Annotated in this window: 32 protein-coding genes; 15 read left to right on the top strand and 17 right to left on the bottom strand. The window is 56.6% G+C overall.

What is annotated here, in order from left to right; all coding sequences use genetic code 11:
- Nucleotides 1-340 (top strand): M24 family metallopeptidase (locus tag B7L68_RS05890; protein ID WP_143615311.1); only part of this gene is annotated, 340 nt, incomplete at its 5' end.
- A 700-nt stretch (nt 341-1,040) separates the two neighbouring features.
- Here the strand turns inward: B7L68_RS05890 and B7L68_RS05880 are convergent.
- From B7L68_RS05880 to B7L68_RS05870, 3 genes are all read right to left on the bottom strand, one after another.
- Nucleotides 1,041-1,481 carry a hypothetical protein gene (locus B7L68_RS05880; protein WP_143615310.1) on the bottom strand — a complete coding sequence of 147 codons (441 nt, stop codon included), beginning with the start codon at nt 1,479-1,481 and terminating at the stop codon, nt 1,041-1,043.
- Nucleotides 1,482-1,597: 116 nt separating this feature from the next.
- On the bottom strand, nt 1,598-4,105 hold the full coding sequence (locus B7L68_RS05875; protein WP_081246756.1) for a hypothetical protein: 2,508 nt from the start codon (nt 4,103-4,105) through the stop codon (nt 1,598-1,600).
- A gap of 254 nt (nt 4,106-4,359) precedes the next feature.
- The gene (locus tag B7L68_RS05870) at nt 4,360-4,635 is read right to left on the bottom strand and encodes a hypothetical protein (RefSeq protein WP_081246755.1); all 276 of its coding nucleotides are present in this window, start codon (nt 4,633-4,635) and stop codon (nt 4,360-4,362) included.
- Between the two features lie 424 nt (nt 4,636-5,059).
- On the opposite strand from B7L68_RS05870, the gene B7L68_RS05865 reads away from it, so the two are divergent.
- The 4 genes from B7L68_RS05865 (at nt 5,060) to B7L68_RS05850 (ending at nt 9,278) form a co-directional block, all read left to right on the top strand.
- Nucleotides 5,060-5,239, top strand: coding sequence for a hypothetical protein (locus tag B7L68_RS05865; protein ID WP_081246754.1), 180 nt, complete (start codon nt 5,060-5,062; stop codon nt 5,237-5,239).
- A gap of 187 nt (nt 5,240-5,426) precedes the next feature.
- Entirely contained in the window at nt 5,427-6,938 is a 1,512-nt protein-coding gene (locus B7L68_RS05860) for a hypothetical protein (protein WP_081246753.1), read from the top strand.
- A gap of 451 nt (nt 6,939-7,389) precedes the next feature.
- Nucleotides 7,390-7,953, top strand: a complete 564-nt coding sequence (locus B7L68_RS05855) for a DUF4443 domain-containing protein (protein ID WP_081246752.1) — start codon at nt 7,390-7,392, stop codon at nt 7,951-7,953.
- Between the two features lie 92 nt (nt 7,954-8,045).
- Complete coding sequence (locus B7L68_RS05850) at nt 8,046-9,278, top strand: citrate synthase/methylcitrate synthase (RefSeq protein ID WP_081246751.1); 1,233 nt, start codon at nt 8,046-8,048, stop codon at nt 9,276-9,278.
- Here B7L68_RS05850 and B7L68_RS05845 read toward each other — a convergent pair.
- A complete protein-coding gene (locus tag B7L68_RS05845) occupies nt 9,275-9,526 on the bottom strand; it encodes a hypothetical protein (RefSeq protein WP_143615309.1) in 252 nt (83 codons plus the stop codon). The genes B7L68_RS05850 and B7L68_RS05845 overlap by 4 nt on opposite strands.
- Nucleotides 9,527-9,597: 71 nt before the next feature.
- Nucleotides 9,598-10,902, bottom strand: a complete 1,305-nt coding sequence (locus tag B7L68_RS05840) for an NADP-dependent malic enzyme (protein ID WP_081246749.1) — start codon at nt 10,900-10,902, stop codon at nt 9,598-9,600.
- Between the two features lie 41 nt (nt 10,903-10,943).
- Here B7L68_RS05840 and B7L68_RS05835 point away from each other — a divergent pair, with 41 nt between their 5' ends.
- Nucleotides 10,944-11,348 carry a hypothetical protein gene (locus tag B7L68_RS05835; RefSeq protein ID WP_081246748.1) on the top strand — a complete coding sequence of 135 codons (405 nt, stop codon included), beginning with the start codon at nt 10,944-10,946 and terminating at the stop codon, nt 11,346-11,348.
- Nucleotides 11,349-11,427: 79 nt separating this feature from the next.
- Here B7L68_RS05835 and B7L68_RS05830 read toward each other — a convergent pair whose 3' ends face one another.
- From B7L68_RS05830 to B7L68_RS05815, 4 genes are read right to left on the bottom strand one after another with little or no spacing between them, the layout of a single operon-like run.
- Nucleotides 11,428-12,456: a sn-glycerol-1-phosphate dehydrogenase gene (locus B7L68_RS05830; RefSeq protein ID WP_081246747.1), complete on the bottom strand. Its 1,029-nt coding sequence runs from the start codon at nt 12,454-12,456 to the stop codon at nt 11,428-11,430.
- The gene (locus B7L68_RS05825; protein ID WP_081246746.1) at nt 12,443-12,988 is read right to left on the bottom strand and encodes a DJ-1/PfpI family protein; all 546 of its coding nucleotides are present in this window, start codon (nt 12,986-12,988) and stop codon (nt 12,443-12,445) included. Before B7L68_RS05825 ends, B7L68_RS05830 begins: the two co-directional genes overlap by 14 nt.
- Nucleotides 12,989-13,019: 31 nt before the next feature.
- Complete coding sequence (locus tag B7L68_RS05820) at nt 13,020-13,613, bottom strand: adenylate kinase (RefSeq protein ID WP_081246745.1); 594 nt, start codon at nt 13,611-13,613, stop codon at nt 13,020-13,022.
- Between the two features lie 31 nt (nt 13,614-13,644).
- The gene (locus B7L68_RS05815; RefSeq protein ID WP_081246744.1) at nt 13,645-14,286 is read right to left on the bottom strand and encodes an orotidine 5'-phosphate decarboxylase / HUMPS family protein; all 642 of its coding nucleotides are present in this window, start codon (nt 14,284-14,286) and stop codon (nt 13,645-13,647) included.
- A 34-nt stretch (nt 14,287-14,320) separates the two neighbouring features.
- Here B7L68_RS05815 and B7L68_RS05810 point away from each other — a divergent pair, with 34 nt between their 5' ends.
- The 3 genes from B7L68_RS05810 (at nt 14,321) to B7L68_RS05800 (ending at nt 15,503) form a co-directional block, all read left to right on the top strand.
- Nucleotides 14,321-14,761, top strand: coding sequence for an archease (locus tag B7L68_RS05810; protein ID WP_081246743.1), 441 nt, complete (start codon nt 14,321-14,323; stop codon nt 14,759-14,761).
- Nucleotides 14,758-15,054, top strand: a complete 297-nt coding sequence (locus B7L68_RS05805; RefSeq protein ID WP_081246742.1) for a hypothetical protein — start codon at nt 14,758-14,760, stop codon at nt 15,052-15,054. Before B7L68_RS05810 ends, B7L68_RS05805 begins: the two co-directional genes overlap by 4 nt.
- Nucleotides 15,055-15,254: 200 nt before the next feature.
- Nucleotides 15,255-15,503 (top strand): hypothetical protein, encoded by a 249-nt coding sequence (locus B7L68_RS05800; RefSeq protein ID WP_081246741.1) that lies wholly within the window; start codon nt 15,255-15,257, stop codon nt 15,501-15,503.
- Here B7L68_RS05800 and B7L68_RS05795 read toward each other — a convergent pair.
- Nucleotides 15,500-15,862, bottom strand: a complete 363-nt coding sequence (locus B7L68_RS05795; protein ID WP_238136350.1) for a DNA-binding protein — start codon at nt 15,860-15,862, stop codon at nt 15,500-15,502. The genes B7L68_RS05800 and B7L68_RS05795 overlap by 4 nt on opposite strands.
- Before the next feature lie 38 nt (nt 15,863-15,900).
- Nucleotides 15,901-17,463 carry a phenylalanine--tRNA ligase subunit beta gene (gene pheT / locus B7L68_RS05790; RefSeq protein WP_081246739.1) on the bottom strand — a complete coding sequence of 521 codons (1,563 nt, stop codon included), beginning with the start codon at nt 17,461-17,463 and terminating at the stop codon, nt 15,901-15,903.
- Between the two features lie 45 nt (nt 17,464-17,508).
- Between pheT and B7L68_RS05785 the strand changes: the two genes are divergently transcribed.
- The 4 genes from B7L68_RS05785 to B7L68_RS05770 are packed head-to-tail and all read left to right on the top strand — an operon-like array spanning nt 17,509 to nt 19,416.
- Nucleotides 17,509-17,805: a hypothetical protein gene (locus B7L68_RS05785; protein ID WP_081246738.1), complete on the top strand. Its 297-nt coding sequence runs from the start codon at nt 17,509-17,511 to the stop codon at nt 17,803-17,805.
- A gap of 39 nt (nt 17,806-17,844) precedes the next feature.
- Entirely contained in the window at nt 17,845-18,327 is a 483-nt protein-coding gene (locus tag B7L68_RS05780) for a 30S ribosomal protein S19 (protein WP_081246737.1), read from the top strand.
- A 1-nt stretch (nt 18,328) separates the two neighbouring features.
- Nucleotides 18,329-18,769 carry a 30S ribosomal protein S17 gene (locus tag B7L68_RS05775; protein WP_081246736.1) on the top strand — a complete coding sequence of 147 codons (441 nt, stop codon included), beginning with the start codon at nt 18,329-18,331 and terminating at the stop codon, nt 18,767-18,769.
- A complete protein-coding gene (locus tag B7L68_RS05770; RefSeq protein WP_081246735.1) occupies nt 18,766-19,416 on the top strand; it encodes an ERCC4 domain-containing protein in 651 nt (216 codons plus the stop codon). Before B7L68_RS05775 ends, B7L68_RS05770 begins: the two co-directional genes overlap by 4 nt.
- Here the strand turns inward: B7L68_RS05770 and B7L68_RS05765 are convergent.
- The 4 genes from B7L68_RS05765 to pgk all read right to left on the bottom strand — a co-directional run bounded on the left by B7L68_RS05765 (nt 19,413) and on the right by pgk (nt 23,337).
- Nucleotides 19,413-20,474, bottom strand: coding sequence for a family 1 glycosylhydrolase (locus tag B7L68_RS05765; protein ID WP_081246734.1), 1,062 nt, complete (start codon nt 20,472-20,474; stop codon nt 19,413-19,415). The two genes, B7L68_RS05770 and B7L68_RS05765, sit on opposite strands and share 4 nt — an antisense overlap.
- A gap of 232 nt (nt 20,475-20,706) precedes the next feature.
- Nucleotides 20,707-21,126: a universal stress protein gene (locus B7L68_RS05760; protein WP_193432477.1), complete on the bottom strand. Its 420-nt coding sequence runs from the start codon at nt 21,124-21,126 to the stop codon at nt 20,707-20,709.
- Entirely contained in the window at nt 21,107-22,135 is a 1,029-nt protein-coding gene (locus tag B7L68_RS05755) for a type II glyceraldehyde-3-phosphate dehydrogenase (RefSeq protein WP_081246733.1), read from the bottom strand. Before B7L68_RS05755 ends, B7L68_RS05760 begins: the two co-directional genes overlap by 20 nt.
- Nucleotides 22,132-23,337: a phosphoglycerate kinase gene (pgk, locus tag B7L68_RS05750; RefSeq protein WP_081246732.1), complete on the bottom strand. Its 1,206-nt coding sequence runs from the start codon at nt 23,335-23,337 to the stop codon at nt 22,132-22,134. The genes B7L68_RS05755 and pgk overlap by 4 nt, the downstream gene beginning before the upstream one ends.
- Nucleotides 23,338-23,433: 96 nt before the next feature.
- On the opposite strand from pgk, the gene B7L68_RS05745 reads away from it, so the two are divergent.
- Nucleotides 23,434-24,018 carry a nucleotidyltransferase gene (locus B7L68_RS05745; protein ID WP_081246731.1) on the top strand — a complete coding sequence of 195 codons (585 nt, stop codon included), beginning with the start codon at nt 23,434-23,436 and terminating at the stop codon, nt 24,016-24,018.
- Here B7L68_RS05745 and B7L68_RS05740 read toward each other — a convergent pair.
- Both B7L68_RS05740 and B7L68_RS05735 read right to left on the bottom strand, forming a co-directional pair.
- Nucleotides 24,015-24,212, bottom strand: a complete 198-nt coding sequence (locus B7L68_RS05740; protein WP_081246730.1) for a hypothetical protein — start codon at nt 24,210-24,212, stop codon at nt 24,015-24,017. The genes B7L68_RS05745 and B7L68_RS05740 overlap by 4 nt on opposite strands.
- A 37-nt stretch (nt 24,213-24,249) precedes the next feature.
- On the bottom strand, nt 24,250-26,091 hold the full coding sequence (locus tag B7L68_RS05735; protein ID WP_081246729.1) for a threonine--tRNA ligase: 1,842 nt from the start codon (nt 26,089-26,091) through the stop codon (nt 24,250-24,252).
- A gap of 105 nt (nt 26,092-26,196) precedes the next feature.
- Here B7L68_RS05735 and speD point away from each other — a divergent pair.
- Nucleotides 26,197-26,567: adenosylmethionine decarboxylase (speD, locus tag B7L68_RS05730; protein WP_081246728.1), on the top strand; the 371-nt coding region annotated here is incomplete at its 3' end.

Raw genomic sequence — 26,567 nt, 5'->3', positions numbered from 1 at the left:
AGGCGAGCCGCCGGGCTTTAGGGAGATATACACGGCCGTCTCGGAGGCCCAGGCGGCGGCGATAGCGGCGGCTAGGCCGGGCGTCCAGGCCGGCGACGTGGACAGGGCTGCGAGATCGGCCTTGATGCCGAGAGGGCTCGAGCGGTACTTCATCCACAGGACGGGGCACGGCCTGGGCCTCGAGTTCCACGAGGCTCCCAACATAGCCCCCGGCGAGAGGTACGTCCTGAGGAGCGGCAACGTCTTCACGGTGGAACCCGGCGTGTACATACAGGGCCGCTTCGGTGTAAGGATCGAGGACGACGTGGCGCTCGACGGGGATGGGGCCCGCGTCCTCTAGCACTGCGAAATGGATGAGATACACCTTGCTGTTGCAATATGACGAGATATAAACCATCGTGAAGCTGGGCTCTTCGAATCGATGCACCGTCCAGACCCTACAGTGAATTGATTCAACTTGCACCTTTGCCGTCCGGACGTTCGGCATATTGGTTCCATTTTTGGTCTTCGCCGACTCCCCTTCCGGCGTGTCGGTTCCACTTGCGGCCTCCCGCCGGCATCGCGGCTCCGGCGCATCTGCCCGCCCCCTCCTCCGCCTCGGCCGCGTTTAGTCCCCCGCTAAGCCTGAAGGGAATCGCGGCGCCCCTCCGCCGCATCGATTCCACATAGGGCCGGCGTCCGCCTTGCGGAAAGGAGCGGATGGTTGGAGAGGTAAAAAAGGGAGGGGGCTATTCCCATTCGACCGGCTCCATGTCGGCGGGCCTGCACTCGGCGGGGCGGAGCCCGCCGCGCTCCGTGGCCCCGGGGCGCCAGGGCATGTACGCCGCGGGATCCCTGCGGCAGTCGTCCGCGCAGCGGTTCATGCATGCGACGTAGCACCGCCCGAACGCGTCATCCTCCATGCGCGCTCCGCTGTGCGTTGATAAGTTGAACCGCCCCTCGGCGGATTCCCCGACGCCCACAGGAGAAGCCCTCGGGATCCTTCATAGGGAAATTCTTGCCTGTCAAGCTTCCCGGAGAACATCCCTGTAAGGAGGGTACTAGAAAGGGGATGGAGGCGGTCGCCGCATCGGATGGGCAAGCGGCGGTCTGGAGGCGGCGTGGGGCGCCGAGCCCGTCGTAGGATGGAGGATCAAAAAGAGGGAGTACGCCACGATCGCGGCCTTTATGTACACGGCGATGCGGAGTATCGTCACATTCCGCATGCCTATGAACAGCAACATCGCAACTCCCGCCGCCGAGGGGGCGACCGCCCACGGGCTCCGGGGCCCTCCGCCCAAGGCGGCAAGCACCGGGTTCCCCTCAAGGCAGTTGGGGAAGCGGTGCATGCAGAAAAGCGCCAAGGCGGCGTCCGCCGCGTGGAGCGCCACCAAGAGAAGGGCCCAGGTCCTGTACCCCATGGAGAGGGGGGAGGCTGCGCCCATGTGGATCCAGTCCACGGGGAGCGTGCTTGTAGGGAGCAGTTTACAGGGAACATTCATGAAAAGTCCGACAGGGGGCTAGCCCCTGTCAAGCCTTTCTTACGTACTCCCTGTAAGGGAAATGGAGAGCTGGCCGACGGGAGGAAAAAGGGCTGGGTTTGCCGGCGGGAGGCTCGCTACTTCCTCCTCCTCAGGGCTACGGCCGCGGCCGCCGCTGCGGCCAGGGCTATGAGGGCTGCGGTGTAGGGGCTCACCGGCGCCGCCTCCACCTCAGGCCTGCAGAGCTCCCTGGTCTCTATGGCGATGTAGACGGAGCCGTCGAGGCCCGCCTTGGACGTGGCGTTGCAGAGCCTCGCCGTCGCCAGCGGGTTCGGCATACCTAGGGCGTCCCTCACCACGGCCCTATACACCGCCTCGAAGAAGGGCCTGTAGACCCCGGGGGCGCTCACCCTCAGCGCGGCGACGGTGGGCGTGTACTCCACGCCGTCCACGGCCGTCGAGTTAAGCCTTATAAGTGAATACGCGTCCGCCCACCCCTCCCACCTCTCCACGCCCTCGACCTCCACGTAGTACTGCCTCTTGGAGTACGAGACCTCGACCCTCATGGGCCCCTCCACCTCGACAGCCGAGGCGTTGGGCCCCACCAACCTCGTCCCGTTGCCCAGGTACACCACAGAGGGGAACCTCAGCACGGCGCCCCTCGGCATCCAGGTCTCGTTCACGCCCAGCGGAGTCTTAACGGTAACCCAGTAGTACGTCTCGGCGTACCGCGCCACCAGCGTCATGGGCCCCTCCACGCGCCACTCCCTGGCCGAGGTGCCGTTGATCAGCAGCGCCTTGAACAGCGTCCCGTTGCCCGGCTCCCAAGGATCCGGCAGATCCACGGTGAAGGTCGAGCCGGCGTCGGCCCAGACCTCCGTCGAGTTGGCGGGCGCCTCCAGCCTCACCAGGTACTGCCTCGAATAGGCCACCGACACGTCCATAGGCCCCTCCACCGACAGCGCAACCGCCGTCCCGTTGACCGGCGTTTTGGCCTCCACGTAGTTCCCGTTGACGTCGACAGCCCGGGCCACGAGCCTCGTCCCGTTGCCCAGATATATCACGGCCGGGACGCTCAGAGCGGCCCCCCTCGGCATCCAGGTCTCGTTCACGCCCAGGGGGGTCTCGACGCGGACGAGGTAGTAGACGCGCGTGTAGTTGACGCGGACGGACTTGGGGCCGTCCACGAACACAGCGACGGCGTCGGCCTCAAGCATGGTGCCGTTGGCGTAGGCGATGGGCGGAGGCGTCCAGACGAGCGTCCCGTTGTAGGGCGCCACGACCGCCGCGGAGGTGCCGTTGGGCAGGAGGAACTCCACGGGGTACTCGGTGCAGTAGACCGAGACGGGCCCCAGAACGCGTATCCACCCGCCGCCGAGCGGCGAGTACTCGCCGGACGCCTCGGCAACGCCGTACCGGCAGGAGGCGTTCAGATTGATCATGGCGAGGTAGGGCAGCTCCACGGCGCGGCCCGACACCCTCGCCGGCACCGTGAGCCATTGGTAGACCGTGGCGTTGCTCCCCGTGTCCCCCGGCAGGACGTACACCCCAGACCAGGTGAGGTCGGCGTCGGCCCAGGTCTCGTCCCGCCCGGGATTGACGAAGAATAGATCGGGGTATGTTTTCCCTGGTAGTTTTACAAACACAGGCCCGGGCTCCAAGGCCTTGAGGACGTACCTCGGCGGGGCCATCACGGTGTCGTTGCCTATGAGGAGCAGGACTGAGCCGAGGGGCTTGAGGGGCCTGCCGGGGTAGTTGAGCTCTATGAATGCCGCCGCGGTGGCCATGAGCGGATCGGCGTAGGGCCCCGTGTAAAGCACGGCGTCGGAGCCGTTGACGTAGAACGTGTGGAACAGCTGCCCGTCCACGTAGACGTCGACTGCGCTGGCCGTGGCGTTGTACGGCCTCACGTCGACGGTCACGTTCCGCGGCGGATCCGCCATGGGGACGCACTTGACGGGGGTGGCGATGGGCAAAAGGCTGTTGAAGCCCACGCAGAAGAACCTAGTGCCGAGGTCTCTCACCGTGACGTTGTAGATCTCGAACTTCTCCCCCATTATCATATTATAGTACTCGGGTAAGTTGGTCCGCACCAGGACGAACTTGTAGAGATAGGCGTTGGAGTAGGCGGCGGCGTAGTAGGCCATCACGTAGTCCAGGCGGGCCCTGGGCGACGAGGGGCACGTGTAGTTGTAGAAGCCGTTCCCCAAGGCCTTCAGGCAACTGACGTTCAGCACGGGGCCGCCGGACTTGACCGCGACGGACAGGCCGTAGACAATCGCGACGGGGATGCTTACCCATATATCCGGGGAACTTAGGCCGAAGATATACCACTCGACGTCCGTGCGGGGGTTCACGTTCGTGATGTTGAACAGCGCCGTGGCCCTCGTGTAGCTGTACTCTATACCGGTGCCGTTGGGGAGCCACGGCGAAGCCTCCATGCCGGGGTTCAGCCCGTGGAACGTTATGAGGACACGTTGGCCGTTCACGATCTTTGCCACATCCCCATATGAATAGACGAACTCGCCGAACTGCGCCTGTCCGATGTAGACCGTGTGGCTGTCGATCGGCATGTAGTACTCGAACTGGGCCGCGGCGAGGGCGGCCAGCGCCGCCAGCAAGCAGATCAACATTCCCACCCTCATGTAAAACCCTATGTAGAGACTTAATAAAGAATATCTTTTTCCTCTGAGTGCTATTCACTACGGCTTCTTATCACAGTACACAATGTTGTCGGTCTTATTGAGGTAGGCTTTTTATACCCACGCGTCCTTCCGTGCGGATCCATCACGTGGTAGTCCGTGCCGTCGACGGTGACGGCGCCTACCATCACGAGCTCTTTGTAGGTCCTGTTTTGGCCGCATCCCGTCACGGTGTAGTTGTTGGCGATCTTTGCATATTATCCGCTGGTGGTGTTATGAAAATCTATAATCGCCTGGCCTGCCGCCTTGACTGTTTTCGTCGGGACGCATATGGCCTCCGGCGCGCCGGGGGCTTGCCCGGCGCTCACCTGCGCTTGCCACGTGGCCACGAGGACTATGCCCCATCCGTACATGGCGTCGTAGGACGTCGTGCTACCGTCGAAGACGAACCTCAGATAGCTGGCGAAGCTGTAGTTAGCGTAGGTGTAGTAATCGACGCCGTCCGGGCTGTAGGTGGTTGCCCACACCAGCACCGCCCTAACGTCGCCGGTCAGCCGGTAGACGTAGGCGCCGGTCGTGTTGTATATATAGTAGCGGGGACTGAGGTGGAGTTGAGCGCGTAGTATATATAGCCGTAGGATCCGAATACATACGCGGGGTCGGTGTAGCCCGTGCCGGTGTAGGCGGCCGCGTACGTCCTCCCGTCCCACTATATCGCGGGCTCCAGGGGCTTGTCGAGGGCGGGCGCGGGGCCCCACGCCGTCGGCGCGTACGTATAGCTGACGGCCTTCGCGGTCGGCCGTGCGGACTTAACGAAGGAAGGAAGGGGTGATAGGTTCGGGAAGCTTATGGGGCTGAAGCCCGTGGAGGTGTGGATGCCCTCCTGCGGCTGGCTGGGGGCGAGCTGTGCGGGGCCAAGATGGCGAGGTCCCTCTTCCTAGTGGAGAGATTTAGGGCATGACGGGGGCCGGACTCAAACCCGGGCCGCGGAGCAAAGACGTCGAGGAGGCGCTCAAGAGGCTCGGCCTCGTCGAGGAGGAGGCTCTGAACAAGCCGGAGGGGCGCGCGGGCGCGGAGCACATGCACCGCCTCGCCGAGGCGGGCCGCGGGACCGCGGAGAGGATGCCGGCGCCATAAGGGGCAAGGCGCCGTTTTGACCCAAATCCGGCGAATCAGCCGGCTAACCGCCGTAGAGACGGCGGAAAGGCCGGCCCGGACAGCGCCCAACCCGAAGTCTGTCGGGCTCCCCTCATGCGCCGAAACGCCTCGATTCGGCCGGACAACGGCGCATCGAATCAATTTAACGGCAACCTCCGATAGAGACATGGAGAGATCTGTTGATGAGATAAGGCGCCGCCTTGAGCTGGCCTTGAGGCCTGCCGAGCCGCCGACCGTGGAGGAGGTTCTTGAGGAGGTTTCTAGGCACGGCGTCTTGCGGGGGCCTGTGGACTGGGTATTCCAGGCGTGGATGCTGTACGTCGAATACGCGACGCAGGAGATCATGAAGACGTTTCGGCTCTCGGAGGAAGAAAGGAGCCAGCTCCTTGACTTCAGAGACACAATGAAGCGGTTGTTGCTGGAGGCGTGGATGCAGGTGAAAGAGAAGCTGACGACGCTGTACAAGGCCGTCGCCGAGGGCACGTACAGAGTGGAGGGCAACAGGCTGTACGCGCCGGACGGGACGTGGATGTATGTAAGAGGAGACTTCATTCCGAACGTTCCAATCCACGGCGTAATAGTTAGGACGCGATTTCCCGACGTATTGAAGCTTCCGCGCGAGAAGCTTGAATTACTCCAGCTGGGCTGGAGGGCGAGCGATGAGGGCAATGAATACAGCCGGCCCTTCATGAGAACCACACAGCCTTGGCAGGTGTTCGCCTGGACTGCGGCGAGATATGGAGAGCTCCGCGTGCGCATCGTTTCGGCCAACTTGACGCGCGAGGGGGTGAGCGTGGAAGTGGTCATCAAGGCGAAAAGCTGGAGGCAGAGGTGGAGCAAGGATGAAGCTATAGATTTGGTCAGAAATCATTTCGAACGCGGAGAGCGGGCGCCCCTGCTAACCATGTGGCTGGGAGATGGCAAGACCAGACGGGGAAAGGTTCTACATGGCAAATATGAGGTGAGGATCTCAGCTAAGGAGCCCTGGAGGTTGGGCTTAGTCGCAAGTACATACGAGGCCCTCGTCGCCACTGGCAGAGAGGCGTTTGAGAGGCTTAGGGAGTCGGCGGGCGTATACGGCGTACTGCTGGATCTTCTGAGGGCCCACAAGTGGATCGACGTGAAGCTGGCCACAGACGACGGCTTTAGGGCCGCCTACAAGCTGAAGGCGAGGAAGAGGAGCATAGACGTCCTTAGGGAGGCGTATAGACAGAACTGCGTCGAGACCCCTACAGTGCAATCTTCGCATGCTGAGGACAGACAGAGGAGAGGCGCCGTGGTCGTGGCGGGCGTCGTGATGTCATTGCATCTTGTCAGCGGTAGGGGCGGCTCGCTCCTGGCTGAGCGCTATACCCGCGATGTAGGGAGGGCGCTCGCCATAGCCGACAGGCTTGAGTCGGCGGGGCTTAGGCCGAACGTAGCGAGATCAGGCCCCAAGTACGTCGTGTATATAGCAACTGCGGATCTCCTAAAGCTTGCGGAGAGGGACGAGGCCGTCAGGAGGGCCATAGCGCTGTACCTCGCCGAGAAGGCGAAGGACGGCACGCCGAGGCAGAGGGAACTCGCCGAAAAGATCCTAAAAAGACATCCCCTTTTTCCCCCTCCCAATCGCCTCGCCGCCTCCTCGAAGCCGACATCTCTGCGCGTTAGCCGAATCGAATCGATACGACAGGTTTAGCCGATACGTGGAACAGCCGACATGCGGCTCCGACCGCCGGCCCGCGGGCGCGGCCGACGTCCTGTCCGCGGCTCCTCGCGCGGTCGGCATCCGTGGAGCTTCTTGGAGAGCGCCGCGGCGCGGTCCGCGAGCTTTAGCGCCTTTTCGAGCTTGCCGCCATCCAGCTCCTCTGCGGCGCGGTCTATCAGCTGACGCTGTGAGGATCGGCGCGCCGGTTCCATATTCGGCATTTCGTCGATTCCTCCCTCGGTGCATCGGTTCATCTTGCCTTTGTTGCCGTCCGGACGCTCGGCGCATTGGTTCCACTTGCCTTCGCCGGCTCCCCCTCGGCGCGCCGCCGCGGCGGCCAGCGCCAGCTACGTGGAGACGCGTACAGACATAGCCGCGGGATTCGGCCTATAGGCGCACGGATAGACGAGCAACTATTTAATACTCTGCCGTCTATAAGAGTATGGATATTCGCTATTTGAAGATCTTGTCGTTTTTGGCTATGACTAGATCGTTTGCGGGGCGGCGCTATCTTTCCCAAAAGCTCGGCCTCGGCGAGGGCGTCACCAGGAGGCTATTGGATATAGGTAAAGAGAACAACCATATATCAGTCAATAGGGCCGGCGTGAGGATTACGGAGGACGGCGTCGGCTATCTGGCGCAGGTGCTGGCCGGATGCGGCATAAAGCCCGTGATGTATACCGCCAGATTCAGCGAGAAGCTGTGCGGCCAGATCTGCGTCGCCTTCCTGTTTGATGGACCTGTTGGTAATATAGTTAGGTTCAGGGACGAGATCGTGAGGAGAGGCGGATGTGGGGCGGTCATAGCGCACATTAGGGAGGGCTTCATATACATCCCTCTCGCCGACATGAGGCTGGAGGATCTGGACAACGATTTGGCGTCAGCGCTGAAGAGCCTTATGGGGGAGCGCCATACTTTAATCATATCCTGTGGAGACAATTTAGGACAGGCCATGGCCCCCTTGGACGTGGTCTGCGTGATGAAACAACCCGGACTGAGTGGATGAGGTTCGGCATCCTATCTGATTAACAGTCATCAATATAGACCTACATAGAAAGGCTAAAGCAACGTTTTAGAGGGCCTTAGGCCTTAATATCGATGAGCGAACAAACCATATCTATAAGGACTACCGGCAAGGTCATACAATCTCCCTGCGGCCCCATCGTGCACGGCCTTGAGGATATCCTCGTGAAGATAACCTCTATAAGCGATATAGACGGCCATGCCGGCAAGCTGTGGTATAGAGGGTATCGCATAGAGGATCTCGCGAATAACTCCACATACGAGGAGGTAGTCTATCTGCTCCTTTACGGCAAATTGCCGAACGCGCAGGAGCTCGACGGCCTCAAGAGGAGACTTGCGGCGAGCAGGGACTTGAATCCAGCTACCGTCGAGACGGTGCGTTCTCTCGCCAAGGCGCATCCCATGTTCGCGCTGGAGGCCGCAGTGGCTGCAGAGGGCGCTTTCGACGAGGACAACTTGAAGCTCGCCGAGGCTCTGAGGGCCGGCCGCTACAAACAAGAGGAGAGGGAGCTCGCCTTGAGGATAGCCGAGAGACTCGTGGCGAAGCTGCCCACCATAGTCGCGTATCACCACAGATTCTCCAGGGGGCTGGAGCCCATAAGGCCGAGGGCCGATTTGTCTCATTCGGCCAACTTCCTCTACATGTTCTTCGGGAAGGAGCCGGACCCCCTGGCCGTACGCGCCATAGATCTCTACCTCATCCTCCACGCGGACCACGAGATACCTGCGTCGACGTTCACGGCTCTGGTCATAGGGGCCACTCTAAGCGATCTGTATTCTGTGATAGCGGGCGCCATAGGGGCCCTGAAGGGGCCTCTCCACGGGGGGGCCAACGAGGCCGCCGTCAAGTCGTACCTAGAGATAGGCGATCCGGCGAAGACCAAGGACCTGGTCGAGGCCGCGACTAAGCCGGGCGGCCCCAGATTGATGGGCGTCGGGCATAGAGTCTACAAGGCCTACGACCCGAGGGCGAAGATATTCAAGAAGCTGGTGGAGGACTACACGGCCAAGTTCGGAGATCCGCAGAAGCTGTACGCAATAGCCAGCGGGATAGAGCAGGCGGTGTTGGCGCATCAATACTTCCAGCAGAGGAAGCTCTACCCCAACGTGGACTTCTGGTCCGGCATAGTGTTCTACTACATGGGGATACCCTACGACTACTTCACGCCCCTCTTCGCCATGTCGAGAGTTGTGGGCTGGGCGGCGCACGTGTTGGAGTATTGGGAGAACAACAGGCTGTTCAGACCCAGAGCCTGCTACGTAGGTCCACACGACCAGCAATATATACCGCTCAACTCGCGCACCTAGACGAAGGAATAGGAGATCTTCAGGGTCAAGCTCTTTCTCCTTCCCCTGAGCTCCAGATATGAGGTATGGCCCTCATGTCTCAACCTGCCCACAACAGGCAGCTCTATCTCCCTTAAGGAGTCCTTGATCCTCCCGACAACCGCGTTGGGCAGCTTGAGCTCCCTGGCCAACGTCTCAGTTATGGAGCTCAAGACGTCGTCGACCTCCTCCTCCAACGTCTCGTCCTCAAGCCCCCTGTAATACTCCATACGGACTGTCCGCCCGCCTTCGTCCCTCCATATAACTACGAGGTCGCCGAGACGGATCTCGGCAAAAACGCTCATTTGGGTATGAGCCCCGACTCCATCAAAACCTCGAGCGCCTTGACGCTCTTGCCTATTATCTCCTGGGCTATATTCAGCTCCTCCCTGTAGCTCAACGGACGGCGCGCGAGGCCCAGCTCGGAGGCCTTGGCGGCTACGGCGGCCGCCTCGCGGGGGTACACCTCCCATTCAGTCATCTTGGGGAGTATGTACTCCTCGCCCATCCTGCTCTCGACGAACTTCGCGAGCTCCTCCGCGGCCGCTATGAGCATCTGGTCTACCACAGTCCTAGCCCTGACGTCGAGCAGACCTCTGAAGACGGCGGGGAAGACCAGGGAGTTGTTCACCTGATTCGGCAGATCGCTCCTGCCCGTCGCTACTATCTTGGCGCCTGCCTCCTTAGCCTCCCAGGGCCATATCTCGGGCGTGGGGTTGGCCAGCGCAAACACTATGGGGTCCTTGTTCATCTGTGCGACCCATTCTTTCTTTATTACGCCAGGGCCGGGGCGCGACGCGGCCACCACTATGTCGACGCCTCTCATGGCCTCCGCTATTCCGCCCTTCCTACGCTCGGCATTGGTCCTCAAGGCGAGCTCGTACTTCCAGGGGTTCTCGACCATAAGCCTATCTACGTCGTCCCGCTCAGGGTGCAGTATGCCCTTGGTATCCACCAATATTAGGTTGCCGGGCTTCACGCCGTAGGCCATGAGGAGTCGGGCCGTGTATATGTTCGAGGCGCCGGCGCCGACGAGCGCTATGGTGGAGCCTCTGAGGTCCTTGCCGGTGAGCTTCGTCGCGTTTATCAGACCCGCCAAGGTCGCCGTCGCCGTCCCTTGTTGATCGTCGTGCCACACAGGTATTTTGAGCTCCTTACTCAGTTGGTCCAACAGCCTAAAGCATTTGGGCGACTCTATATCCTCGAGGTTTATCCCGCCGAAGGCGGGCTCGACGGCCTTCACGACCTCTATGAATCTATCAGCATCTCTAGCCCTAATTGGCAACGGTACGGCGTCTACGCCGCCGAGATATTTGAATATCAACGCCTTCCCCTCCATCACCGCATACGCCGCCTCGGGCCCCACGTTCCCCAGCCCCAGCACCCTGGTGCCGTCCGAGATGACCGCGATGACGTTCCAACGGGACGTCAGCTCGAAGGCTAGGTCAGGATTCCCCGAGATCCTTCTGGAGACCTCGGCGACGCCTGGGCTGTAATATATCGCGAAGTCGTCCATGGATGTAACTGGGACTTTAGGCATCGTGGCGAACTTCCCCCCATAGCGTCTATGCACCTCCACGGAGAGCTGGTACCATTTGTCCACCATCGCCTTTTTACGTTTTTAAGGTATAAATGCGTTGCCTTGTTATGCTGTCGACGATAGGCGAATATAAAAGCGCCGTGTCGTGGGACACCGGGTATATAGAGGTAGAGAGAGGGAATAGGCCTATCTACGCGGTGGTCTCGAAGAGACCGGCTGTAGGGATCTACCGAGTTCTGAACTCGTTACAGGAGGTAGTCAGGGGGCTCGTCGGCACGAAGTTGACGTTGAGGACCTGCGACGATTGGACCGCCTACGTCGAGCCGGAGATCACGGGCGCCGGATGGCTTGTGGACTACGGCCTCCGCGCGGTTGTTGGGGCGAGATGCCTAGAGGGCCTATGCGTGCTGGCCCGGAGGTGCATAAGCAGAGACATCTCGTACATAGACCACAGGGATTACGACGGGCAGCTGTTGTCAGCGGCGTTGGGGTTCGATCTGTCGGATTTCTAGGCTTAAATAGAGGCCCAGATCTGTCGAACGATGATGTGGAGGTTTCCGGGGCGATAGGTGAACGCGCCGCGACTGCTGATCACGTGAGGCCTGTGTCCTCCAGCGCCCTCTCGGCAGCCTCTCTGCTCAGTCCCGATTCGCCCAATATGGTGTACCTATCCGGCCTGAGCTTGTGGGCAACCGTCAGCGCATGGATAGCCAGATCTCTGTCGATGCCCGCATCCTTCAGCCTGGTGGGCAGGCCCGCCGATTTGACGACCCCTCTGAGCTTCCTCCAGTTCATGCCGTGTAGATACGCCATTATTATGGCGCCCAGCGCCACGAGCTCGCCGTGAACTATATCCTTCAACCCGGCCTCCTCCGCGCGTAGCTCTATCGCGTGCGCGAAGAGGTGTTCCGAGCCGCTACAAGGCCGCGAGGAGCCCGCTATGCCCATAGCCACCCCGCACCCTATCAAGGACTTCACCAACACCCTCACGTGCTCCTCGCGTTTAAAGCCGCTTATCTTAGCCGCGTTTCTAGCCACTATCTCGTAGCTGGCTCTGGCCAAGATGGCGGCGTACTCGCTGTAGTCCTCGCCCTTTACTCTGTGCGCCAGAGCCCAGTCTCTAAGGGAAACCACTTTCCCCAGCAGATCGCCTATTCCGGCCCTCAGAAGCCTCGGCGGCGCGCCGAGTATTATCTTCGTGTCGGCTAGGATGGCTAGAGGCGATACGACCACCTTGCCGTATTCGCTGAGCTTTCTGTTGAGCACATAGGATATATAGGGCGACGCTATCCCGTCGTGGCTAGCCGACGTAGGTATAATTATCAGAGGCTTCTTGCTGATATACGCCACCACCTTGGCTAGATCCAGAGGCTTGCCGCCGCCGATGCCCACAACTATATCGTGCTCCACCTTAAGCCTCGGGTCCTCCTCGGAGAAGACCGCAAATTCGCACTCCAGCTGGGACAGTATGGCCTCGGCTATCCGTCTCGAAGTCGTGGGGCCCGTAACCACCGCTATCCTCCTGGCCCCGAGCCTCGCCAGGACCTCGCCCAGCTTCAGCGCTGCGCCTGGCCCAAATACTACGTACCTAGGTACCTCAAAGCTCTCAAGCTCCTTCACGTAAAACTTGTGCCAAATCCTTGGCCGAGATGGCCTTTATATCTTTGATAGTAATTATGTTTTTCTCTTTTATAATTGATTTATTTATATAGATGGCATTGTTTATCTTCAGTATATTTATCAACTCTGTGATGGGGTAAACCGTGGCCTTGAGCCCCGAAAGCATGCCGAGCTTGGCCAAATAAGCCGGCGTCGTGAAGGGGGCCACGACCGTCGCGCCCGCCTCAACGAAGCTCTTAGTGATGTCGGCCAACTGATCGGTATTTATCGCGATCTCGGACCTTTTAGCGGGCGGCCTCTTGTTTGTAACAAAATAATACATTTTATATCCGCCTATCAATACATATATATCGAACGATTTTACTATTTGATCTATATTATTTATATTCTTGAGATCTATATCGTAGTTAATATTGAGGTCCCTTGCGCCGACTGCTGCAGAGAGGTCGTAGCCATGCGAGGAAAGGTACGATTTAACCGTGGCGTATTCCCCCCTCACGTCGTCGACGACGTATATCAACCCCTTGGCCATCGTGCTACGTTGATATCGAATATTTAAAATTCTATCTCAACCCGCGCGACGAGAGTAGTAAGTTCACAATATAATCCGCGGCCATCTCGGCGTGCTCAAAGGGCCTGGACTGGGGCTTGCCCCTGAAGCTTAGTATGTGCACTGTACACTCCGCCGCGTTCGCCGCAGCGAATGCGTAGTATCTATTGGCCATCTGATGCATCTCGACGTCTTCCTCGGTCTCCACGTCTCTGAACCTCGTCGGATCCCCCCTACGTCTCTCCAATACGTCCTTGGGGTCGTATTCCACCAACACTATGGCGTCCGGCTTCAGCCTGGCCGCGACTCTGTCGGGAAGACCTGGATAGTAGCCGCCTGACATCTTGATGGAGGCGTGGGTATCCACTATTACGTCGCCAGGCAGAGACGCTATGCGGTCCGCGGCCTCTTCCTGCACCTTTCTGTATTCCTCAACGGGGATCTTCTTGCGCATATCGTCTCTATTCTCTATGCCGTATTTCTTCCTGGAGATCTCGAGCATGACGTCGCCGAAGTTCACTATTTGTACGTCCGGCAACTTCTTCTTTACATAGTTCATAATAGTCGTTTTGCCGCCTCCAGGAACCGCAACCAAGATAATCCTCATCAACAACCCGGAGAGCCCTCCTTTTTAAGTTTCACTTTGTAATTATCGATTTCAACAGAAGGAAAGCCTCCTTCGGCGACGGCGCTGACGTTATCGCCCGGCCTATGATCGCAACGTCTATGTTCGTAGCAGCTATTTTTTCAAGTTCCCTCTGCCCTATTCCGCCAGCTACGGCGACCGAGATGCCCAGGTCCTTAACCCTCAGGGCCTCCGCCACCAGCTGATCTACGGTCAACCCCCGCCTCTTCTGCACATCTATACCTAGGTGCATTATCGCCATGTCGAGCGGAGCTCTGCCCAGCACCTCCTTGACCCTATCGTAGGGGCTCAAAACCCCTATGGTGTCGAGCGCGATCTTGAGGCCCAGCTCCCTACCCCTCAGCGCGAACTCCTCTATCGTCTCGATGTTTGTGGCGGCCATCACCGTGGCCCAGTCGGCGCCCGCAGTCCTCGCCAGCTCGGCCTCGAGGGCCCCCACGTCGGCAGTCTTGAGGTCGGCGACTAGCTCGGCGGAGGGGCATGAGGATTTCAACAGAGCCACCGCCCCTATGCCGAACGTCTTTATAAACGGCGTGCCCGCCTCCAGCAGATCCGCGCCGGCGGTGCACAGATCCCTCGCCATATTCACGGCCTTCAGCAGATCCGTCAAGTCCAGGGCTATTTGGATCCTCATGATGAAGTTAAAAACGCGGGATATTACAGTTTATATGGCGTGCGGAAAGCCGGGGGATTACAAATACGGCGAACACACCGCCGACGTGCTCATAGAGGCGTATGGCTGCACCGTCGAGGAGGCGTTTAGGAACGCGGCGATAGGCACGGCCGACGTCACTTACTACAGCGAGCGCGTGGCGCCCATTGAGGAGAGGAGGGTGGAGGTCGAACACGACGATCTGGAGGGCCTTCTCTTCTCGTGGATCAGCGAAGTTCTCTATCTCTTCGACGGCGAGAAGTTCGCGATAAGTAGGGACATAGGTATAGCTATACGTGGAGAGGGGCCATATAGGCTCACGGCGTCTGTGAGGGGCGAGAAGTACGATGTGAACAGGCACGGCTTCAAGGGGCTCATAGTTAAGGCCATGACCTACAACATGATGGAGATACGGCACGACGGGTATTGGGCTGTGCGGTTCGTCGTCGATATATGAGCTTCTACGAATTCCTCTGGCAGGCTGTCAAGAGGCCGGAGCTTCTGGTCGAATACGCTGGGCGAGCCGATATGCAGATAGAAATCAGCGTAGAAGCGGATTTCTACGACAGGCTTAGGCAGATCGCCGTGTTGGCCGTGGAGATCTTGGAGAGGGAGGCGGCTCATATAGATGGGCCTATCCCTCAGCTACTTGAGAGGTGCCGCGACGTTGCCCGTTTTGTGGGAGAGGCCAGAATGGACCTCGAGGCGGCTGGGAGAGACGCCTCGGGCTTGAGGCCGCCGAGATGCTAGATAACCTCCAGATCGTCCTCGGCTAGCGCCTGCGCCAGCTTCCTTCTATCCTCGTTCCTTGGGATTAGGCGGAGCAATAGGACCCATATGTTCAGCCTCATGCGGCTTCGGCCCGCCGCGGGTTATAACGCAAGGGGATAAAACAGGGGATATAGCTATTTTGTCTGAAGCAGATTTTTAACGTAGCGGCGAATACCGCGATGGCCGTCGCCGAGGTGGCTAGACCCACCGTCCTCTTCAAGACCGATTTCACATGCCCCAGGTGCGGCTCCTGTCTGGTCTTCATAGAGGAGGGGGATAACGTATGGCTTGGGTGCGATAGATGCGCTCTATATGTCAGGATGAGCAAAAGGGACGTGAGGCGGTACTGGAGCTATACGTCGCGCAGAGTCCTGTGGCGCGACCTCCTCCGGGATCTCTACAGCTCCTTCAGAGAGGCCGCCGATTAGTCCTCGCCTATCTTGTGCTCGCGGCCGTGTCTAACTATGCGGAGTCTGGTCTTCAACGGCACCACAAAGCCGGCGTTGGTCAGTATCCTGTAGAGCTCGTGGTCCCACAGCTCGTTGATCACCCCCTGCCTATGCAGATCCGCTATTTTTCTGAGGAGAGGCATAAGGGCGTCTCCATACAGTTCCAGGGATGTATTCAAGATCTCCTCGGCCCTCTCGCCTCTCAACAGGCCCCTGACTATTTTCAGCACGTCGTCGTTGGATAGGGGCCTCTCCTCCTGCCTCCTCGACGCAGTCTGTCTGGCCGCCATCTCGAGAGCCTTCTTCCTAATAATGGTGTCTATCTCGTCCTCCGGCATATCCCCCACCGCAGTTCGTATTAATAAGTCTTTGAGGTCTAGGCGAGGAGGATCTCGCCCAGTGTTACGGGCGTAAACGCCCCTAGCTTGACCAAGATATCGGGCCGCACCTCCCCAACATAGCCCTCGATATCGCCCACTAGCCTAGCGCATCTGCCCTCGATACACCAAGGCGCCTCTCCGTTCTCCACCCTGCACTCGACGCCGAGCGCCCGGCACAAGGTCCTAACTACGGCGACGCCGTCGGTCGTCGTTACGCCGTCGCCTCCCACAGCGACCGCCACAGCTCTCCTGGTGCGGCCCCCCGCGACCACATCGCCTATCTCGAACAGCTTGATTCTCGGCCTCCTCAAGGCCGACACCACATTCAACAGGCCGGGCAACAACGAGCTCCTTACGGCGTCCAGGCGCTCCGATACTGGGTTCACCACCCTCGCGTGCCTCAGGCCGAACGCTTCGAGAAGCGCAGAATACGTCAAGACGCCGTTCATAACCTCTTGAAATCCCAACGACAGCAAGGCCTTTCGGGCGTCCTCTGACGATATCTCGGATCTGTGCCTCCTCCCCGCTGTGACTATGGGGGGAGGCTCTCTGGATATGCTGCCGTAGCCCTTCATTATCGCTATGTCCTCCGCGATATCGACCCAGCTGATTATGTTGATCCTGTAGGGGGCCACGACCACCTTGCCGCCCTGTACGTCGTGGCGGGCGCGGCGCAACAAGGCTCTATACTCCTCCTCGCCTAGGTCGACGCCCAGCATTTCGCTGACAAGCCCTCTATCTACGTCTATTTCGCGTCTCTCCAGTCTAGCCGGGTAGCCGCCATTTATTTTAACCAGCTCCACTTTTCTGCTTTTACTGCGTTCCAACAAGTTGTAGACCAGTATAGCCAGTATTTTTAACAACGTCTCCAGCCGAGGCCCCGTCACGTCTATAAGGACATCCCTAGTGGCTGGAGTCACCTTGCAGCACTCGCTGCCCAAGACGGGCACAACCACCATTATCTTGCCGTCGGAATCCACGAGGGCCGGCGGAGCCTCCCTCCTTATGAGCGAGGCATACTTCCTGCCCTTATCCGTCGCCTCGTACATCTCCCTCACTTCGATTTCTCTGTTGTACCCCAGCGGCACATATCTGTCGGTCTGCGATATCCTCCTGTAGGAGATAGGGGGCTTGATTTTCGATAGATCGTAGTAGCCTATGGCGACCTTCCTCCTATCGCGCCCATAGGTCTCGTGGAGCTTCTCCTGCAGCTGTATCATCTGTACTATGGCCTCGTCGTCGAGCGCCAGATCCCTGACCACTGCCATCACAGCGTAGGGCCGCTCCTCTATGAACCCCTCGTATCTCAGCTCGACGCTTCCCTCCTCTATCTCGACCTCGGGAAGCCCTTCCTCTATCCCCAAGACGCCCTTTAGGGTCCTCGCCAGGCCCTCCGCCGAGAAGTGGTCAGGCCTGTCGTGCGTCACCTCGATCTTGAGCCTGTCGCCCTCCCGACCCGCGAGCTCGCCCTTGACGTACTCCAGCGCGTTTAAGATCTCTTGCTCGGAAGCCCCTACAAGGCGACGCAGGTCCCACAGCGATACGTCGATTACGGGCATATGCCACAGATAGAATCCTTTAATAACATATGCCCTCTGTAGGCTATGGGCAGAGAACGCGCCGAGGAGTATTTCAAGAGGTTGGCGGAGGCCCTTGAGAGGAGGTCTAGGCGCTTGACCGTGGAGTGGCGGCGCGACGAGGCGTTTGGGCAGATACAGCTCGGCGAGGACTTCTACGTCTTCGTGGTGCTGTCATGGGCCGGCGACGAGTACTATATAGAGTACATGATCGGCGACGAAAACGCCGTCGTGCAGGCTAGGCATGTCGGCATGCTCGACGAGGCCGTCTCGATAATTAAGGAGGCGCAAGGCCTCGCGTCTAAGATGGGCTTGGTGGCATAGCGGAGAAGAGATTTAAATACGTCACTATCTGGCAGAGCGATGTCTGCGCCTCAGGAGGCCGAGGCTGCTCAGCGCGGGAAGACCGGATGGCCGCAACCCGCAGTGATAGCGCAGGATGAGTGGGGCACGTTTAGATATAGGGGCAAGACTCTCGACGATATTCTCTCCATGTCCATGGACGACTTCATAAAGCTGTTGCCGGCTAGGCAGAGGAGGAGCTTGCGGCGCGGGTTGAAGCCGGAGCATAGAAAACTCCTCGAGAGGGTGAGGAAGGCCCGCGTTCTGGCTGCACAGGGCAAGAAGGTAGTCCTAAAGACCCACAGCAGGGATATGATCGTGCTTCCCGAGATGGTCGGCCTAACGATACAGGTCTATAACGGCATAACCTGGATACCGATCTACATATCTCCCTGGCATGTCGGCCATTATTTGGGCGAGTTCGCCATAACTTGCAAGCCAGTACAGCACGGCGAGCCGGGTCTGAAGGCCACCAAGTCGTCATTACACATAGCGGCCAAGTAATATGGCCGTAATTAAGTTGCCCTCAAGGCCGCATGTAGGCGACACGGTCACTTTCCCCAACGGCGTGAAGGTGAGGGTTGCCGACATCGGGATCCCCTGGATCCAGCCGCCCGCGGCGGCGTGCGACGATCCAGAATGTCCCTGGCACGGACATCTGAAGATAAGGCCAAAGCTCCTCGAGGTCGAGGTGGAGAGCGTGAGGATGCACAAAGCCGCCGTGGTGATACACGAGTGGATACACTACGTCCCCAAGTACAAGCGCTACGAGAGGAGGAGAAGGAGGCTCCACGTGAGAGTTCCCGAATGTATAGAGGTGAAGCCCGGCGACAAGGTCGTTATAGCCGAGACGAGGCCTCTGGCCAAGACCGTCTCTTGGGTTGTCGTGGGGAAGAGGGAGGATGTAGTCGAGTGGTCCGCCAAACGTGAGGCGTTGACGGCTTGAGCCAAGTAATAGCCGACTCGAGAGAATATAGAACTGACGTTGTCAAGTACATAAAGGAGGCCGGTTGCCAAGTGGTGCAAAAACAGCTCGAGGTAGGCGACTATATAGCCGGGTACTTCTTGTTTGAGCGTAAAAGCTCCCACGACTTCATATCGTCGATAGCCGACGGGCGTCTGTTCGACCAAGCGTCTCGGCTGTCCTCGAGTGGGCAGAAGCCGGTGATCATAATCGAGGGCGATATATGGAGGGCGGCAGATCTGCGCGACGTGCATCAAAACGCCATACTGGGCGCTGAGCTGGCCATAACTAGGATGGGGATAGGCGTGCTGTACACCCGCTCCCCCGAACAGACGGGCTATGCCGTGTGTCTAGCCGCCAGACAGGCAGGGAGAGAGAACAGGGGGATCCGGATCCCGCACTCGAAGGGAGCCGACCTAAGGAGGCTACAGATAGAGTTCCTGTCGTCACTGCCCGGCGTGGGGATCAAGACGGCCGAGCAGCTCCTCAGGAGGTACGGAAGCCCGCTCAGAGCCATCCAGAACTACAGATCGTGGCCTCTCTCAGACAGGGCATTGGCCAAGATAAGGAGGGTCCTGGAGGGCTCGGAGGAAGGCGAAGGAGAGACGGACCTCTCTGCGTTCTTCTAGTCCAACGCCGTTCTCCACTCAATCCCTAGATCTCTCGGCAACGGCCCGCAGTCGGGAGGCGGGGCCTCCAACATCCGCCTCATGTTTAGGGCGAGCGGTGTTGGCTTCCTATTTTCGTCGATCAACGCGAAGAAGGGCTTGTAGCCGAGCCCCCACTCGTAGCCGTGTAGGAGGGACCACCAGATCGCGGCCACAGGCTCTATCCTCCGAAAGACGTGCGCCATCTCGCATAGATACGCTGATCTGATGCGCTCGTTGCGGGTGGCGATTCCGTACTCGGTCACGGCGATCCTAGGCGCCCTCAGCTCGAGGAGCGCCTCGGGCTCTAGGACGTTCCGATAGCCGCCCAGCGAAATCTCGGAGACTATATAGAAATTAATAGATATAATATCCATTTCTTTTGCTAAGTCTAATGTTGAATAGCTTATCTTTGTAAATATAGGCTCCAGGGGCTTTAGAAGGGACTTGGCCCTATACTTCCTATAGGGATGTGTAAACGATACAGGGACGCCGTAGCTCTTCGCGAGATCTCTGGCGGCTAGAATCGCCTCTTTTATGTTGTTGAAAGCCTTGGCCGCGTGTTTATATGCTATAAACCCGTAGGGCGGCAGATCTCCCTTTAAGTATGCTAAATATATATATATTTCTGGCTCATTAAATAGTAATAGAAAATCTATGTAATTTTTATAGTTTCTTAAGATTAAATCTATATAATTTAAATAAGATTTCATCGCAACTTTAGATTCCCAACCGCCCTCCCTCCATATCCACCGAGGGTTTGTGAAGTGATGCGCCGTCAGCCAAACCTCAAGGCCGATGCTCTTTATATAGCTCAAATACCTCTCGAAAAAGTTAAGCCATGTCTTGCTATATTTACCGCTTGCCGGCTCTAGCAACGCCCACTCTATACCTGTTCTGAATAAATCCAGACCTATGCTCTTAGCTAGCGACACATCTCTTTCGAAAAACTGAACGTGCCTGGCCCCCACCTCGTCGGGTAGATCGCAACCGCAGATGCCGAAGTGTTGGTAGGGCGATATGGCGGCCCCTATCCTCATATAGGTATCAACGCGCTTGCGATATAAGATGTACTTATAAAGTGCGCCGAAAGAGGTGTAGTTTAAAACGGCGGATTCTGGGGGAAATAAAGTATGTAAAGACCTTGGGAAGAAACACTTGGAGGGCTTCGCCCTCTACGCAGAACTCGCAGACGCCATCGCGAAGCGGCTCGAGGAGACTGGCCGCCGGTGAGTTTCTCCCAAAACGCGGGGCCTCGCGCCTAGCACGGGCTCATCGAAGTATCAACACGCTTGTGGGGGCAGAGAGGGCTATGGCTGTCGATACCGAATTGTACAGAAGAGCCTCGACGCCCGTGCGTCCTCTGGACTCGACGACAACAAGATCGTACATCCCCTCCTTTATTTCCTCCAAGATCGCGGAGGCCACGGTCTCCCCCTCCTTAAGGCGCTCCACCTTGAGCTCATATATCATATCTCCTGCATATTTCGACAATAGTTGTGATATCTCTTTACTTCTATCATTATATTCTACTATATATAGAAATACTATACGCGATCCATATCTTGTATAGAAATCTCTGGCGACCTCTATGGCTACTTGCGATCTCTCGTCGGGAGTTATCGGGACCAGAACTTTCCTGAATCTATAGGCGAGTTTGTAGGAGGGCTCGTCAACCATATCTCTTCCCATGCGTCACTATTCCCAACGCTTTATCAGTTTTCTCTATTGAGGACCATTTATCCGACAGCTTCCCCACGGCCCTTATGGCGTCCACGTTCTCGGGCGCCACGATCGCCTCCTGATGGACTCCATACATAAGATATAGTTCGCGCCCGTTTAGGGTGATCGAGTCCGAAAACACGGCTACCTCCCAGACGTCGCCGCGCGGCCTCCCCATATCTCTGGCCCATTCCACTATCTGCGCGAGGCTGTTGTACCCCGCCTTGACGTCGAAGAGCAGAATTCTGGGCGTGGATGCCAGCACGTCGACTATCTTCTCCCTTCTCGGGGCGTCGTCCAGCTCTATATAGGCCATGTGCATATGCATTATGGTGACCGGCACGGCGACGGCCACGGTGATTATATCTATGTCGCCAAGCACCGTCTTGACGTCGGGGCCGTGGTGGCTCGGTATGGTTGCTGGGTTGGGCACCACGTCGTTTATAGGGCCTTTCTTGTACTCCCTCGGGTCGGCCCCCCTTCTGGCTATGAAGATCCTGGCCTTCTTGATGCCGAGACCGCCCAGCTTCAGGGCAGACAGCACCCTCGATATTCCGGTGGTGTTGCAGCTGACCACCCTAACGAATTTTTTGCCTACGGCGTTTTCGAAGTTGGCCAGGGCGTTGAAGCTCGTCTCGGCCACGTCGGCTTCCTCGCCCCCCTGGAATATGGCCGGCTTTCCCGCCTTGGCGTAGATGCCCTTGTTCTCAGCCCCGACGCCGTCAGGCGTGGCGTCAACCACTATATCGGCCTCCGATATTAGGTCGGTCAAGTTGCCCGAGACCTCGAGACCTGCCTTGCGGAAGCTCTCGCGCTTGTCGTCAGGCGCGTATAGTCTATAGCCTTTCCGCGCCGCCAGGGTTGCGCCGTAGTCGGGGGTTGTCTTAAACACGCCGACTAGCCTCATGTCGTCCTGTACCGACACGGCGTCAGCTACCCTCTTGCCTATGGTGCCGTAGCCGACTACGGCCACCCTCATAGCCAGAACCTCTTGGCCGACTCCACAAGGGCGTTGACGGCAGGTAGCTCCTCCGACAAGGCCATCAGGAAGGCGCGGCCCCCTGTAGATACGTGGAAGATCTTGTCGAGAACTCCCGCCTTCTCCGCCGACAGTATGGTGTGCCCACCCCCTATTATGGCCTTACGTCTGCTGGCGGCCTCCAAGATGCGGCGGGTGCCCGCGAAGAATTCGGGCTCCTCTATCTTGCCCATGGGGCCTGTTATCACCACGTATTCGTAGTTGGCTATTATCTCGGAGAATTTGGCTATCGTGGCGTCGCCTATGTCGCCTGGAACCTCGTCTAGGTTAGACGAATCGAGCGTGCCCGACCTAGACCTGAAGTCGTCGGGCAGTACTATGAAGTCTCCGTAGGATTCCAGCAGAGTCCTAGCCCTCTCGACCTCGGAGAGCAGGCCCATGCCCTCAAGGAACTGCCTCAGCGACGGGCCCACGCGTGATCTGGCGGAGGCCATAACCACCGACACGAGGCCCCCCACGAGCACCTTGTCTGCCAGGCCTTTATCCAACGCCTCCTTTATGGCCCTGAGGGATTCGGGCACTTTGGCCCCGCCGACAACTATCAGCGTTAGTTTTCTGTTGCGCCAGATCTCGGATAGGGCGGCCAATTCCCTTTCCATCACGTAGCCCATACATGAGGGCATGACCATGGGGAATCCGACCACGCTGGGCTGCGATCTATGCGCCACGGCGAATCCGTCGAATACGAAGTAGTCGGCGTGAGGCGCCAGCTTTCTCACCAGCCAGGTATTGGCCTGTCTCTCGGGCGGGCCCTCGACAACCTCCTCGGAGAGCAACCTCACGTTTTCCAGCATCACTATATCGCCATTTTCCATATTATCTATTTTATTTAATGCATATGGACCTATTATATCTTCTATAAACATTATAGATTTTCCAACATATTTTTCCAACAAATTTTTATGGATTTCAAGACTGGTGAAGTCGTCTTGACCAGGACGGCCTTGATGCGCCAGGATTACCACCCTTGAACCTGCATCCGAGAGAATAGATATAGTTCTCGCATGAGCTCTTAACCTATAATCGTCAAGTATTTTATCATTTTTTATAGGAGAATTTATATCAATTCTCACTATTATTTTTTTACTTGTCTTAGAGCATTTAGATATGTTGGGTATAATCGATAGCGCATGTTCTAACATGAATAATCAAGAAAATCAGCTATTATAAGCTTTACTGTAATACTCACTATATAGATTATATATAGCAACTTTAAAAGCCTCCATCTTCTCGTCGTCATGGATCGGTATCGAAAATACAGAGAGGGTTTGTTGCACATAGGACGTGCACTACAGAGATATGGCGTGGAGTTTGTCCTAGTCGGTTCCGCCGTTCTTCCTCTAGTTTATAACATAGATTATGATCCTTTAGATGTTGATTTATTTATTATAAATAAATCAACTATATTAGATTATGAATTATTTGAAAAAATAGCACAAGAAAATGAATGGGATATGGGCACTACAGACCACGGCACTATATACTTCGAGATGGTCGTGTCCGGCGAGTTGCTTAAGATTGATCTATTGGAAAATATACTTGATATATATATTCCTTCTCAAATTCTTGAAAATACTATAAACATAAAAATTGATAATCTATACGTGAAAAGTATTAAACTGGAAGATCTCCTGGTCTTAAAGGCCAAGATGGCAACTAAGGATGCCGAGGATTTCATCGCAAATATTGCCCGTATTCTTGCTGATCCAAAATATAATATATCTATAAATAAAACTTATATTAAAAGTATAATTGATTTATTTTCATCAGAAAAAGAAAATATAATTGATAGATTAAATAAAAACGGCATATATATAGATTAGCCCCCGAAGACCAGCTGCTTGGCCGCGTTGACCAGTTGGCTCAGCAGGGTATTGGTCTCGTTTCTAAATCCGAGGATGCCGCCTAACGCTCCCTTAATCATGCCAGTCACCGTCAACGCGAACGCAACGAATATACCTATGGCGAGGAACAGCAACAACGTCTCCTCCACGAATAGAGATCCCTTTTTCCTCATGTCCCTCTTCTCGAGTTAAAAGCTACTGTAACTAGAGTCAGAGCTGTTTGTAGGAAGGTCTCTGCGAGAGGAGCCTCGGCATATACAGCGGCCTCTTCGGGAAGCCGGAGATCTCCTTCTCTATTGTCGTGATGAGGTCTTGTCTCGACAGTTGTATCTGTCCCTTTCCCCTAATTCTTACTGTAAATATGTTGGAGGCGGCTTCTCTTTGTCCTATCGCGACGATGTACGGTATCCATTCACGTTCTGCGTCGCGTATCCTCCTAGACAGGGTCTCCTCCCTGTCGTCTACGTCGACTCTTATACCCCTATTCTCCAGCTCGTCGGCTAGATCTAATGCCGCGCCTAAGTACTCCCGATTTATCGGGATGATACGTATTTGTACCGGCGTTATCCAGACCGGTAGTTTCGGGGTCTCCCCCCGCCTCTCCATTAACGCGGCCGTGTCGAACAAGGCGAAGAGATATCGCTCTACGCTACCTAGGATTGCGGTATGTATTATGACTGGATATCTCACTTTGTTCTCTTCGTCTATGTACTTTATGCCGAACCTCATCGCGTTTCCCACGTCTATCTGGAACGTCGCGATCTCGCGCGGTCTGCCCAGCTCGTCTATTATGTGGAACTCTACGTTGAGGACCCAGTAGTATTTCTGTTCGGGCAGTATGCGCAACAACACGGGCTTTCCCTCCCTCTTCGCCAGCTCGACCAGATAGTCCTTGTGCCCTTTATAGAACTCCGCAGTTATATTATATAAAGAGACATAATCTCTACCTATTTTCCTAATTTCTTCAAATATTTTTTCATGAAGTTTATATGTAACTTCTATAGCATCATCTAAGTTTTTCGTAAATATATGTAGATCAGGCATATAAAATCTCCTAAGTCTGAAGAGCAATACTGTCTCGCCCGGTTGTTCGTACCTATAGGAATCGGCGATCTCCAGCATTCCGAAGGGTAAATTCCTGTAGCTTATCACCCAGTCTTTAGCCATAGCGAATTGTTGAAAACATGCCGCATAGCGCAGTATGGAATCGACGTCGGTCTCCACCATATAAAGCCTTTCGCCGAACAGCTTCGCGTGGGTCTCTATGGGCTTCTCGCTCAGCTTAAACATGTTAGTCCCCCTTATCTTGAATATCGGAATCCCCAGAGATTTGGCGACTTGGAACGCGTAGTCTTCAACGAGCTCCATCATGACCGTGGCGTCGGGGCCATACCTCATATGGCCGACATCGGACATGGGCTCCCAGTCGAAAGCAAACCTCTTTACATATTCTATATATTTGGGCTCTCCTCCCGGCAATTCCTTCTTGAAAACCTCCTTATCTACCAACGCCTTCAAGTCGGGGTATTTGTCCAATGGGAATTGGGCCGGATGGTACTCATCCCCCTCCGGGGCCAGTATGAGATAGACGTCTGGCGTCTGCCTGGGCTGTTGAGCCCCTGGCTTATGCGCGGTTTCAGGCGTGTAGGATCTGCTGAGCTCCGATAGGGGGTGTCCTAGGCACTTCATTTCGAACTGTTTATAGTAGCCAAAGGGCGCCTTCAGCACGCTAAATCCCTTAGCATTAGCTGAAAGAATGTCGTATATTTTATTTAAAATATCTCTCGATATATATGGACGGGCTAGCCTTGATGATAAATGGGCATATGGATATATAACTATAGAGTTTGCCTTTACCTTATTTGCAACATCTATGATATCCTCTACTATCTTCGATAGATATCTGTCGTCTGGCGCGTCGTCTTCCTCCACGGTTAAGAAGGCAACCAAGGCATTCTTGGCCTCGCCTCGGTTGGGCTCATCTCTTATCTCGCTCGCAGGTTCCTTCGGCTCCCATCGGAAGAACTCGGTGTGTATCAACAAGACGCGCATTGGTCGAGATTAACCACATATATTTAGCAATTCACGTATTACGTCCGTACGGCCTCTTATTAAGAACAAAAGTCTTAAATACGGGTACCATTCGCGCACTCAGCAATGCAAGCAACGCAAATCGCGCAGGGCAAGATCCCGGTGATAGGAAAACACTACTACGGCGAGGCCTACGGAATAGATCCCGAGCTCCTCTCCGACGAAGAACGACTAAGACATATTGTGATAAGGGCTGCCGAGCTTGCCAACATGCATCTAGTGGAGGTAAATAGCTGGAGATTTAAGGGCGGAGATAAGGAGGGCGTCTCGGTTATCGCGCTGGTGCTCGAAAGCCATATAGCGGTCCATACATGGCCGGCGTATGGATACGCCACGGTGGATGTCTATACCTGTGGCGAACGGTCGGATCCTCTTACCGCTTTTAGGTATATCACAGCCCAACTGAGGCCGAAAAGATATACAATAAACTATTCAGA

It is taken from the genome of Thermoproteus sp. CP80 (genome assembly GCF_002077075.2).
In the GTDB taxonomy this organism is placed as follows: domain Archaea; phylum Thermoproteota; class Thermoprotei; order Thermoproteales; family Thermoproteaceae; genus Thermoproteus.
Note: the sequence above shows the minus strand (reverse complement) of the source record. Positions and strands in the feature narration are given on the sequence as shown.